This is a genomic window from Mucilaginibacter gossypii (assembly GCF_900100945.1).
Lineage (GTDB): Bacteria > Bacteroidota > Bacteroidia > Sphingobacteriales > Sphingobacteriaceae > Mucilaginibacter > Mucilaginibacter gossypii.
In genome coordinates this window covers 132,963-144,909 of sequence record NZ_FNCG01000004.1, presented here as the reverse complement: position 1 = coordinate 144,909, position 11,947 = coordinate 132,963, and the positions used below count along the sequence as shown (strand labels likewise).

Here is an 11,947-nt window from a genome sequence, read left to right as displayed (position 1 = left end):
TTATGCAGATTAATTAAAACGTATAAGCTGAGGTTATTTAAGTATATACATAACACCGTTAATATCATCGTTACCGCCATACTGACTGGCTAACGCTTTGTTATAATTATCGGCATTTGAAGTACGCTCTGATTGCGGATATTGGAAACGGGTTGCTATACGACCACCGTTACCAGTACCTGGCCCTGTTGTAAAGGTTGGTATACCGGTACGACGGTATGTAAAATATGATTCCAAACCCGAGTGACGGAATAACGCCAGGTATTTTTGCTGCAATATTTTAGTTAAACCAGTTGTACCGGTAGTATATTTAACACTGCTTTGCGAATAGTAGGTAGCCCAATCAACGTTGATGGTGTAAGTATCGTAGTTAGATAAAGCAGCTACGTTGGTTGAACCAGGGCGGTAAAAATAAGCGGTGAAAGTACCTGTACCAGTTGGGATACTGTAGAAAGCAAACGAAGCCTGTATTCCTTTGATATAATAGTCTTCCGCATTTCCTGTAGCCCAACCTCTGTTAATACCTTCGGCTATGTTAAACATCAGCTCGGGGTAGCCTATTTGTATAGAAGGCTCGCCGGTATAAGTTGAGTAATAACGTTTCCTGTTAAGGAAAGAATATTTCTGCAAGCCTGCATTGTTATACATTACACCTAAATCCAGGCCCGGATCTGCACCAATAAATGATGAAAATGCAGTGGGACTTTCTTTCAGGTTATCAACATTGTACCGCGCAGGCTCAGCCGTTACAAACACGCGCGGATCTTTTAAGCTTGTTAATAAACCGATGTAAGTAGCCGAGGTGTTTTTACGTGAACCACTCTGACCAAAGTTATCAGGTGTTTGCGGATAATAGTTAGTTGGCGAAACAAAGGTGTATTGCAGGTTGTCGGTCGCGCTGGTCATTAAAGGGTATTTTGTTGGATTACCCAAAATCGTAGCGAATTGATTTACAACATCAATATCAGCAGTTTTTTTGCTTAACTGTACAAGCAACCTAATCCTGAATGTGTTTACCACTTTTTGCCACGCAGTTAAGCTATTGCTAAGGTAGATATCACCGGCAAGCGTATTGTCGCCTGCGGCAATTAATGTGGTAAGATCAGCATTGGCGCTCTCCAACCAGCTTAATGACTGGGTCATTACTGTTTTTTGAGTATCATAAGTAGGAGTTAGATTAGTTAATCCCTGTAAAGCTTGTGTCATTGGGATATCGCCTTCTTCCATACTCATTTTGCTAAAAAAATAAGCTCTGAAAAATTTGCCTAAGGCGCTATATGGGTTAACTGCTTTGGCTCCGCCTTTAACAGCCTGGTTTTCCATAGCCGCAACATTTTTCAAGGCGTTGTAATAATTGTCGCCGCTGCCAAAATCATAACGGTTATTTCCGTAGTAATCGTAATTATTGATATAGTATTGCGAATAAGTTTCGTCGGAGCCATCAGGCATATCGACCATGCTGTTTAAAATGCCATTGAAAAGCAACGACGCTGGCACAGCATTAGGTACGTTAGGGTTAACGGTTAACTCCTGGAAGCTTTTTTTGCAACCCGTTACCGTTAGTATCATAAATACCGGCAATAAGTAAATTAAAAATATCTTTTTCATATCCATCTGTTAATTAGAATGATAAATTCAGGTTAAATCCGTAGCTACGAATTGTTGGTGATTGCAATACGGTTTGCGCCTGGGCACCGTTGTATTGGTCAAGATCCACGTCTTTAAAGCGTTTGTCACCGTAGAAGTACAATAAGTTACGGCCATAAAGTGATGCAGATATTTTCTGTATAAAGCTTTTCTGCAACCAGGCTTTAGGAAAATCAAAGCCAAAGCTAACTTCACGCAATTTGCTAAAGGTTTTGCTCATCAGGTTTGATTCGTCAACACCGTAATATTTACTAACATAATCCTGTACAAAGGCAGTTTGCTTGTTAGGAGCATATTGCAGAGCGTTGTAATTTAACACTGCACCTGTTTTTGAATCGTAGTTGATAGCGGTACCGTTAGATACTACCACACCCTGGCCAACGTAAGTACCATTGTAACCAGTTACGCCAAAGTTTTTCCAATCCTGGTAACGTGCATCGCCAAGGGCGCCGGTAGCTGTTTCGATGTTTGCACCGCCACGCATGGTTTTGTTGTGCATGTAATCAATAATTACACCGCCAACCGAACCATCAAACTGGAAACCCATGGTAAAGTTTTTGTACCGTAATTTGTTAGATACAGCCCAGGTGTATTTAGCATTCTCGTTACCCAGGTATTGAGCAACCGGTTTAACTAAAGGCTTACCGGCAGCATCGTTGATGACCTGGCCATCAGGAGTCCTTACAAATGCCGATCCGTATAATTTATCTGTACGGTCGCCAACTTTAAAGAAGGTATTGTAAGTATTCTGACCAGCAGGCAACTCTTTGTAAATCTCCTTATTTGTAGCTACGTTTACTAACACGTTCCAGGTAAACCCACCCAGGTTTTTGATAGGAGTACCCTCGATAGTTCCTTCATAACCTGACCTTTTAGTTTTTAGGGCGTTTAGATAAAGGATACTGTAACCTGAAGCGGTAGAAATTGGGTTAGCTAAAATTCGCGGACCATCGATGTATTGGAAAGCTGTAGCGCTTAAACCTAAACGGTTTTGCAGGAATTTAATGTCAAAGCCTTCCTCATAGTTAACACGGGTTGAAGTTTTGATATTATTAATGTATAAGTAATTGGTTGCATAACCAGCAGTTGTATTATTGTATGGTTTGCTGGTTGAATAGGATGTATTTAAAGAATAATCCGGTCCGTTATATGGCGAAGTATAAGTTGAACCATACCCCAGCGGATTGTTAAATAACGAAGCACCTGTGCTACCACCAAACGCGGTGATTGAGCTAAATGGAGCAGGGCCTATAGTTGAGCTTGAAGCATCTGCTTTTACGTTAGCATATGAACCACGCGCTTTCAAAAATGAAATGAACTCCGGCATTTTAACATAATCAGAAATTACTGTAGCCAAAGAAGCACTTGGGTAAGTGTAAGTTGTAGCGTTTTGGAAAGCGCTTGACCTGTCACGACGGTAAGTACCAGATAAGGTAGCATATTTACCAAATGACATATCCAATGAAGCATAAATACTAAATACTCTCTCTGATGCGTTGAAGCTGGTTGCCTGAATAGGGTTTTTTGAGTTGCTGAACGCATAAACCTCAGGTACGTTCAAATAATCTGTTGATGTCCAGCTTGAGTTATATGACATCTCACGTAAGTTAGAACCAACTAAACCCGACAGATTTAAGAATTTCTTGATGGTGTAGTTATAGTTCAAGATCAACTCCGTGTTGTTATCAAATAAGTTCCTGCGGTCTTCGCGGTAGTCGCCCTGGTTACCTTCACGTCCGTAAGGGTGGGCACTAAAAGGAAGTTTTTCTGTACGTAACAGATCATAGGTATCAATTTGTGAACGTAACCTCAAATTCAAGTTATCATTGAATTTATAAGTAGCACCTAAATAGCCATAAACGTCGTTTTTGTAATGACCACGGGTCCACTCCTTTGTTAACAGGTATGGGTTATGGTAACGTTGATATTCGGCAAATACCGATTGAACTCCGACTTTACCTGGCTGCCAGATCGCTTTAATATCAGGCGCTTCGATATTCCAGTCAGCCCCAGTCCAAACAGCAATATTATAGATGATACTGTTAGGGCCATACTGAACATCAGGGAAATTATCAGTTGACTGCCTGTTGAAATCTATATTACCTTCAAAAGTTAATTTAGGAATTGGAGTAAACGAAGCGTAAAGATTAGCGTTAGCTATATTCAAATATTGTGAAGGAATATAGCTTGTTTGATGTTGCTGCGACACCGAGAAACGGGTTACATAATTATCGCCAACCGCGCCAATAGAAACGTTATTATTTGTTTGGCTACCAACTTGCAAAAAGCGCTTCAGGTTGTCTTTACCTCGGGCAACCCACGGTGTTCCCTGGCGAACGCCGTTAACAACAGGGCTGTCATACTGGGGAATAAGCTGTCCGTTAAAGTAAGGACCCCAAACGTCGTAGTCACCGTCTACACCACCAGGTGCACCGCCTTTACCATCAACAAACTGGTAAAAAGTATTTTCGCCCGGACCAAATGAACTTTGTATACGAGGAAATGCAAGGAAACCTGTGTTTAATACCGTGCTGCTGTTTATATCAATGGTTAAGCCTTTCTTGTTTTTAGCACCATTTTTGGTGGTGATCAATATAGCACCAAACTGTGCGCGGCTGCCATACAGGGCTGCGGCGGCCGGGCCTTTCAATACTGTATATGTTTCAATATCATCAGGACTGATGTTATAAGTATCTGTATTAATAGGGAAACCATCAACAACATATAAAGATACCTGGTTACCCCTGATCAATACGTTAGGGTTACCCAATAATTCGGCTGATGGGCCTACCGATACACCTGCAACTTTACCTATTAAACCTGTAACAGGATTAGGATCGCGAGCAGTGGTCAACGCGTCGCCTTGCACTGTTTGAATTGCATAGCCAACTCGCCTGGTTTCTTTTTTGATACCAAGAGCTGTTACAACAACTTCATTAAGTGATTTATTATCGCCTGTAAGGCTTACGTTTATAATTGGTTTATCACCTACAACAACGGATTGCGAGGTATAACCAATAAAAGAAAAAACAAGGGTTTGACCTGCGCTGGCGTTTATTATATAACGGCCATCAATATCGGTAACAGTGCCTTTATTTTGCTCTTTAATTCTTACACTTACGCCCGGCAGGGGCAAGTGCTTGTCATCGGTAACAGTACCGCTTATTTTGGTTTGTCCGAATAAAATAGATGGAGCTACGCAAAATAACAAAACCGTTATTACGGTTTTTAATCTCTGGTAAATCTTGTTCATCTGCTAAAGTTTAAGGGTGAAACAGTCAAATTTTTCATGCAGCAATACTAAACTTTGTTTATTATTAGTAAACTAATTTAGTATTAAGCTATACTTAACTTGATGTTCACCCTGTGTTAAGCAGGTGATTTTTGTAACAGGCAGATTATATATTAATCACAAAAACTTAATATTATATTATTCATTTACCACTTGCAGATGCGCCAGGGCAATAGCTTTTAAATGATCAAGGTTATTTACGGGTACATGCATTTCCTTGGCCATGTCATCCCAGTACCGCAGTCTGATGATAAGTTCAGCATCCTGGTTTAATTCAAATTCTGCAGCCTCGGCCTCAGTCATCACGCCTCCCTGAAATTCGAGGGTAGCTTTACTGGCATCCGATAAACGGTTATAATATTCGGGGTATTTATAGGTAAGATATCTTTTGGCAATTACATGGCCCTGCACCAGATTGGCAACCCTTTCAGAAAACCCACGCTCCAACAGGTAATCGGCACCCAGGCGCTCATGGTCAACATTGCCCATGCCATCCATACTTCCTGCTTCTTCAGCATCAGCACAAAGATGCCCTATATCATGAAAAAACGCAGCAAGTACAACCTCATCGTCATAGCCCTCAGCCTCAGCAAGCGAAGCTGCCTGCGACATATGCTCCAGTTGAGAAACAGGCTCCCCTATATAATCGGCATCGCCAAATTTTTCGTATAAAGAAAACACTTCAGCAACTACAGCTTTCGGATTATAATGAGATGGTACCATGTTATTAAAATTTTTAGTTACAAATAAACAGCATACAGGTTAGGTAATTATTAAATATTCATGAAATATATTATCGGAACCCATATTTAACATTAATTTCTTACAGAACGCTTAGACAGACAATTTCAAAGCTCACTTACTGTTTATTGAAACTTAACTAATACAACAATATTACATAGATATCCGTTAACATTTACACTATGCTGTTCAAAGCGTAACAAAAAAATCATTTTGGATAAATAGCCTGATTAATTACTTTGCGCACCAAATAACCAGCTTTAAATGGAAGAAGACATACTGATACAGATCAGTAACCGCATAAAAGAACGCCGCCGGGAAAAAAATATAACCGTACAGGAGCTTGCCATGAGGGCTAACGTAAGCAAAGGCCTGATATCTCAAATTGAAAATAGCCGCACTATCCCATCGCTTATCGTACTGATAGATATTATTAAAGCACTGGAGATAGACCTGAACGAGTTTTTTAAAGATATGCGTTCAAAAAGCGATCATCTCCCAGTTTTAGTAAAGCGCAAACACGAATACGATCATTTTGAAAAAGAATATGCCGATGGTTTTCATTACCAGCGCATCTTTACGCAATCGATAAGTCAAAGTACTGTTGATATTGTAATATTGGAGCTTGAGCCCGATGCCTCCCGTCCGCTTGTTGAAACCGAAGCGTTTGAATATAAGTATATCCTCTCCGGGCAGGTTGCTTACCAGTTTAATGACGATACCGTAATTCTTAACCAGGGCGATAGCATGCTCTTTGACGGGCGCATCCCCCATACCCCAAAAAACATGGGCGATACCACGGCCAGTATGCTGGTGGTATACTTTTTTGAAGAGAAGAAGTAGGTTGATTGGGTTGATTAAATGAATGGTTAATTGAGTGGAGGGTGCCACTTTTGTTTCAGAGGCTATAACAAAATCCAACCCTTATCAACAAAAAAACTCCGGTTAGTGCGCCCACTCTGTAGGTGCTTTGCCAAATTCTTTTTTAAACGAATGGGAAAAATGAGCCAGGCTTTCAAACCCTAAATCGAGGTAAATTTCAGATGGTTTACGGTTTTTGTTTTCGATGAGATGGCGCGCCTCTGCAAGCCGCCTGGTTTGCAGCCAATGCCGGGGCGAAGTATCAAAAGTTTTTTGAAAATCGCGTTTAAACCCCGCAAGGCTTCGGCCGGTAAGTTGCGCGAATTTCTCGACAGATACGTTGAAATGAAAATTGCTCAGCATAAATTTTTCCAGGTCGATTTTATGCGGCTCAGAAAAATCGAACAGGAAATCTTTAAGCTCGGGCATAGTATGCAGCAGCAAGTGTACGGCTTCCCTTACTTTCAACATGCCCAGTTGTTTGGTTATTTTTTCGTTGGGATGGTGCACATAAGGAATCACCGATTGAAAAAAGCCCCGAAGAAATTCATTTTCGGGGATCCTGATATTGGGTTGACCAATGTATTTCCGTCCCGGTTCTATCTGTTCTTCCAGGGCAAGCTGCCGCAGCATATCTTCTTTCAGGCAAATGATGATGGTTTGATAGTCACCGCCATCAACGGGCATTTTGACGAGTTCGCCCAATTGATTTTTGCGGATCAACATCATTTCGCCGCCTTTCATCGAAATTTTTTGATTAGCGGTTTCGATGCTGAATTGTCCTGAAACCTGTAATACCAGGGTGCTATGCTCAAAAAAACCTACCTTTTCCTTTCTCATCCTCGAGAAAAAAGAATAAAAGATTACGCCTGGAATTATTTCGGTTGGATTGGTCACTATGTAAATATATAAAATAAGAGGGGCTTATGCAGCCCCGTCCATTTATCGTTGCAGGTATGTACCACCTAATATTGCCCCCTGGGTAAAAGCAGTTTTAAGTGTATTCATTTCATCGGCACTAAATTCAATTTGCATCGCCTGTATATTTTCAGGCAGGCGCGATCTGCGGCTCATGCTCACCAGTGGCATAATGTTATCGCCCTGGGCGTTTACCCATGCAATAGCAAGTTGGGTAGGCGTATAGCCTTTGTCGCTGGCCATTTGCTTTAACACTTCAACTTTTTCAAGGTTCTTTACCAGGTTGTCTCCCTGAAAACGTGAAAAGTGATTATGATAACTATCCGCCGGAAGCGGCGCTTTCATATCGCCCGTAAGTAAACCTTCGGCGGTATTGGCAAATGCGACTACGCCAATGCCCAGTTCTTTAGCAGTAGGCAGCAGATCGTTTTCAATTTGCCTGTCGGCTAATGAGTAGCCAATTTCCAACGCGGTTACCGGGTGTATGCTGTTGGCTTTACGCAATTGCTCCGCAGTAATTTCAGAAACACCAAGGTGGCGTACTTTTCCTTCCTTAATCAGGTCGGCAACGGTACCTATTACATCTTCTACAGGTACGCTATTATCCAGGCGGCAAGGCTGATACAGGTCGATAGTGTCGATACCTAATCGCACTAACGAATAATTGATGAAGTTTTTAATGGCAATAGGGCGAAGGTCTAAGCCAAGCCATTGACCATTATAAAAAATAGCGCCAAATTTAACGCTGATAAACGCGTCGTCCCGACGGCCTTTAATGGCCTTGCCTACCAATAACTCATTATGACCGGCACCATAAAAATCGCCGGTGTTTAAAAAATTGATGCCACTATCTAAAGCTGCTTGTATGGTAGCGATACTTTCGTTTTCATCATTGGCTTTGCTGCCCCAAACTGATGACATGCGCATACAGCCCAGGCCCAGTTTTGAAACCAGCGGACCGTTTTTGCCCAAATTTATTTTCGTTATGTTCTCCATAGTTGATATTTAATTTAAAACAAATATCAGATATCTTGTTCATGACGGAATTTCTTGCATGGCTCAATTTACTTGTCTGTATGGCTCAAGTTTTTACGATAATTTTTTTTTAGAAACCCCGTACATACGTTTCCCGTTTGAAAATTAAGGGAACAAAACCAACCACAAACCTCCCCTTAACCAAACTTTAACACTAATTTAGTTTAATTTTAATAAAAAAAGTTTAGTATTGCTAAACAATTATATTTGTTATTATGAGCATAAAATTAGTGGTATTTGATATAGCCGGCACTACGGTTAAAGATGATCATGAAGTTAGCAAGGCTTTCAGGGCTGCCATGCAAAAGTCTGGTTACGAGGTTGAACTGGAGAAAATAGACCCTTTGATGGGCTATGAAAAAACCCTGGCCATTCGTAAAATGCTTGTTGAACATGAAGCCGATCAATCATTGATTACCGACGAACTGGTAACAACCATACATAAAGAGTTTGTACAGCAAATGATTAATTTTTACCAGTTTGAGCCTGGCATTGACCCCCTGCCAAACGTAGAGGAAACATTTGCTAAACTGCATGAGCAAGGCGTTAAAGTTGGTATCAATACCGGTTTCTCGCGCGATATTGCCGATACTATTGTAAACCGCCTGCAATGGCACGAGAAGGGGCTGATCGATTACGTTGTTGGATCGGACGAAGTTGAACTTGGTCGCCCGCATCCTTTCATGATCCAAAAAATGATGCTTGAGGCCGGCATAACAGATGCTTTGGAAGTTGCTAAAGTAGGCGATACTGAGGTTGATGTACGCGAGGGCCAAAACACCGGCTGCAAATATTCAATAGGCGTAACCACCGGCATTTTTACCCGGGCCGAGCTGGAAACCTATAATCCTACCCATATTATTGACGATATTGCACAAGTAGTTGACATCATAAATCAATAAAACATGAGGCTGATTGAAAGTTTACGTGCAAAAGTAGCCCAATGGCCTTATGCACTGATTTCAGTTTTGGCAGCGGTTTCGGCTTTTGGAACGTATACATCCATGTATGCTTTCCGTAAGGCATTTGCAGCGGCAACTTTCACTGGTCACGAGTACTTTCATGTTGATTATAAGGTTTGGCTGGTTATAGCGCAGGTTATCGGCTATATGAGCAGCAAGTTTTACGGCATAAAATTTATAGCCGAAGTAAACGGCAAAACCCGTGCACGATATATTTTAACCCTTATCGGCATTGCCTGGGCGGCGCTGCTGGCCTTTGCTTTTGTACCGGCCCCGTGGAATATTGCGTTCCTTTTCATCAACGGTCTCCCGCTGGGCCTTATCTGGGGCCTGGTTTTTGGTTACCTGGAAGGCCGCCGCTCAACTGAGTTCATGGCTTCGGTATTATCCATCAGTCTCATCTTTGCATCGGGCTTTGTAAAAACAATAGGGCGTACACTTATAAGCAGTCTTCATGTAAATGAATATTACATGCCTTTTTTAACAGGTGCTGTATTCGCATTGCCGCTGTTATTTTTTGTAGGTTGTATGGAGCTTATCCCAGCACCTACCGCCGAAGACATAAGTTTACGCTCCGAACGTACCCCCATGAACGCCACAGAGCGCAAACAATTCGTTATCCGTTTTTTACCGGGTATTATCCTCACCCTGATTGTTTATGTGCTACTTACTATTATGCGCGACGTACGCGATAATTTCGAGGTAGAGATTTGGGCAAGCCTGGGCATTAAGGATAACAGCATTTTTACCACTACGGATATAAAAATTTCGCTGGTGGTATTAGTAGCCATGAGCTTGCTTATCCTTGTCAGGAAAAATATCCGTGCCTTTAGTATTATTCATTTAATGATCATTGCCGGTTGTGTACTGGTGGGTATATCAACCATCATGTTTACCTTTAAAATGATAAGCCCAACCTTATGGATGACCCTGGTAGGCCTTGGCTTATACATGGGCTACGTTCCTTACAATGCTATATTTTTTGAACGGATGATAGCATCGTTCCACTATAAAAGCAATGTGGGCTTTATCATGTACATTGCCGATTCGATGGGCTACCTTGGCAGTGTTAGTGTTTTGCTGGTAAAAGAACTTGGTCGCCCCTCAATAAGCTGGGGTGCCTTTTTTCGGGAAGGCGCAATGACGGTAGCCATTGTTGGCGGAATTTGCGGTATTTTATCGCTCATTTACTTTTTGCAAAGCGCTGCCCGTGATAAAAAAAAGATAATTGCAGATGAAACTGATGAGCAACAAACTCTAACTTTCAATCCAGCCAATCAAATCAATTGAGGTTTGAACAATTCAAACCGATGAACCAATGAACTATTGAACCAATGAACAATAACAAAAGTGCAATAATCATAGGCGCAGGCATTGCAGGTTTGGCTACAGCCCGCGCTTTGGCCGTTCGCGGCTATCAGGTAACCGTATTTGAACGTAACGAACGCGCGGTGGGTGCTTCCATCCGGAACTTTGGTATGGTATGGCCTATAGGACAGGCTACCGGACCAATGTTTGAGCGCGCCATGCTATCAAAAAGCATTTGGAAAACAGTTTGTACCGAGGCTAAGATCTGGCATAATGAGGTTGGCTCGCTACACCTTGCTTATCATGATGATGAACTGCAGGTAATTGAAGAGTATGTAGATGTAAACAAGCAATACCGTGATTGCGCTGTGCTAACTCCGGGCGAAGCTGTTTCAAAATCGCCGGCAATTAATACCGATGGCTTGAAAGGCGCCCTGTGGAGCGGCGAGGAAATGATTGTTGAATCGCGGGTAGCCATCGGGCAGGTGGCAGCTTATCTTGCCGAAAAATTTGGTGTCGAATTTCACTGGAACACTGCTATCAGCCGTATCCAACATCCCAAAGTTAGTTCGGGCAACCAAAGCTGGGAAGCCGACGAGATCTATGTATGCAGCGGCGCCGATTTTGAAACTTTATATCCGGAACTATTCGCACAAACACAGATCACCAAATGCAAACTGCAAATGATGCGTTTAGTTACCCAGCCCGATGAATGGCGCATAGGTCCGTCGTTATGTGGTGGCTTGTCTATGATTCATTACCCGGGGTTCCAGGCCGCAGCTTCATTGCCAGCCTTGCGCAAACGCTATGAAGAACAATATGCCACACACCTTAAATGGGGCATCCACGTAATGGTATCCCAAAATGGCAGCGGCGAGCTTACCATCGGCGATTCGCACGAATATGGTTTGGTTCATGATCCCTTCGATAAAGAATTTATTAATAATTTGATAATTGAATACTTACATACATTCGCCAATTTTAAAGACTGGAAAATGCTGCAGTCATGGCACGGCATCTACCCTAAAATGACCAACGGCGCGTACGAACTTATCATCGACATTGAGCCTGGGGTAACCCTTATCAATGGCCTCGGCGGTAACGGCATGACCCTGTCATTTGGCCTATGCGAGCAGGAGATTGCCCGGCGGAAGGACGGTTAGTTTTTTAGACCATAGTCCAT

Annotated in this window: 9 protein-coding genes; 4 read left to right on the top strand and 5 right to left on the bottom strand. The window is 42.1% G+C overall.

Features of this window, described 5'->3' with window-relative positions; translation table 11 throughout:
• Positions 1-33: 33 nt before the first annotated feature.
• From BLS28_RS09500 to BLS28_RS09490, 3 genes are all read right to left on the bottom strand, one after another.
• Entirely contained in the window at positions 34-1,608 is a 1,575-nt protein-coding gene (locus BLS28_RS09500) for a SusD/RagB family nutrient-binding outer membrane lipoprotein (protein ID WP_091166924.1), read from the bottom strand.
• A gap of 13 nt (positions 1,609-1,621) precedes the next feature.
• Entirely contained in the window at positions 1,622-4,900 is a 3,279-nt protein-coding gene (locus BLS28_RS09495) for a SusC/RagA family TonB-linked outer membrane protein (protein ID WP_091165308.1), read from the bottom strand.
• Between the two features lie 177 nt (positions 4,901-5,077).
• On the bottom strand, positions 5,078-5,662 hold the full coding sequence (locus BLS28_RS09490; RefSeq protein WP_091165304.1) for a phosphonate degradation HD-domain oxygenase: 585 nt from the start codon (positions 5,660-5,662) through the stop codon (positions 5,078-5,080).
• 282 nt (positions 5,663-5,944) lie between these two features.
• Here BLS28_RS09490 and BLS28_RS09485 point away from each other — a divergent pair, with 282 nt between their 5' ends.
• Complete coding sequence (locus BLS28_RS09485) at positions 5,945-6,523, top strand: helix-turn-helix domain-containing protein (protein ID WP_091165300.1); 579 nt, start codon at positions 5,945-5,947, stop codon at positions 6,521-6,523.
• A gap of 102 nt (positions 6,524-6,625) precedes the next feature.
• Here the strand turns inward: BLS28_RS09485 and BLS28_RS09480 are convergent, their stop codons facing one another.
• Positions 6,626-7,381: a helix-turn-helix domain-containing protein gene (locus BLS28_RS09480; protein WP_256337384.1), complete on the bottom strand. Its 756-nt coding sequence runs from the start codon at positions 7,379-7,381 to the stop codon at positions 6,626-6,628.
• A 102-nt stretch (positions 7,382-7,483) separates the two neighbouring features.
• On the bottom strand, positions 7,484-8,455 hold the full coding sequence (locus tag BLS28_RS09475) for an aldo/keto reductase (protein ID WP_091165294.1): 972 nt from the start codon (positions 8,453-8,455) through the stop codon (positions 7,484-7,486).
• A 254-nt stretch (positions 8,456-8,709) separates the two neighbouring features.
• Between BLS28_RS09475 and BLS28_RS09470 the strand changes: the two genes are divergently transcribed.
• Genes BLS28_RS09470 through BLS28_RS09460 form a run of 3 tightly spaced genes read left to right on the top strand, consistent with a single transcriptional unit; the run spans position 8,710 to position 11,927 of the window.
• Positions 8,710-9,396 carry an HAD hydrolase-like protein gene (locus BLS28_RS09470; RefSeq protein WP_091165290.1) on the top strand — a complete coding sequence of 229 codons (687 nt, stop codon included), beginning with the start codon at positions 8,710-8,712 and terminating at the stop codon, positions 9,394-9,396.
• Between the two features lie 3 nt (positions 9,397-9,399).
• Positions 9,400-10,746, top strand: coding sequence for a DUF5690 family protein (locus tag BLS28_RS09465; RefSeq protein WP_176844422.1), 1,347 nt, complete (start codon positions 9,400-9,402; stop codon positions 10,744-10,746).
• A gap of 44 nt (positions 10,747-10,790) precedes the next feature.
• Positions 10,791-11,927, top strand: coding sequence for a TIGR03364 family FAD-dependent oxidoreductase (locus tag BLS28_RS09460; RefSeq protein WP_091165287.1), 1,137 nt, complete (start codon positions 10,791-10,793; stop codon positions 11,925-11,927).
• Positions 11,928-11,947 lie beyond the last annotated feature (20 nt).

Excerpts from the sequence above, each read along its gene's own strand:
- BLS28_RS09485 (WP_091165300.1), top strand. The coding sequence starts at position 5,945 with ATGGAAGAAGACATACTGATACAGATCAGTAACCGCATAAAAGAACGC.
- BLS28_RS09460 (WP_091165287.1), top strand. The coding sequence starts at position 10,791 with ATGAACAATAACAAAAGTGCAATAATCATAGGCGCAGGCATTGCAGGT.
- BLS28_RS09465 (WP_176844422.1), top strand. The coding sequence starts at position 9,400 with ATGAGGCTGATTGAAAGTTTACGTGCAAAAGTAGCCCAATGGCCTTAT.
- BLS28_RS09500 (WP_091166924.1), bottom strand. The coding sequence starts at position 1,608 with ATGAAAAAGATATTTTTAATTTACTTATTGCCGGTATTTATGATACTA.
- BLS28_RS09480 (WP_256337384.1), bottom strand. The coding sequence starts at position 7,381 with ATGAGAAAGGAAAAGGTAGGTTTTTTTGAGCATAGCACCCTGGTATTA.
- BLS28_RS09475 (WP_091165294.1), bottom strand. The coding sequence starts at position 8,455 with ATGGAGAACATAACGAAAATAAATTTGGGCAAAAACGGTCCGCTGGTT.
- BLS28_RS09495 (WP_091165308.1), bottom strand. The coding sequence starts at position 4,900 with ATGAACAAGATTTACCAGAGATTAAAAACCGTAATAACGGTTTTGTTA.
- BLS28_RS09490 (WP_091165304.1), bottom strand. The coding sequence starts at position 5,662 with ATGGTACCATCTCATTATAATCCGAAAGCTGTAGTTGCTGAAGTGTTT.
- BLS28_RS09470 (WP_091165290.1), top strand. The coding sequence starts at position 8,710 with ATGAGCATAAAATTAGTGGTATTTGATATAGCCGGCACTACGGTTAAA.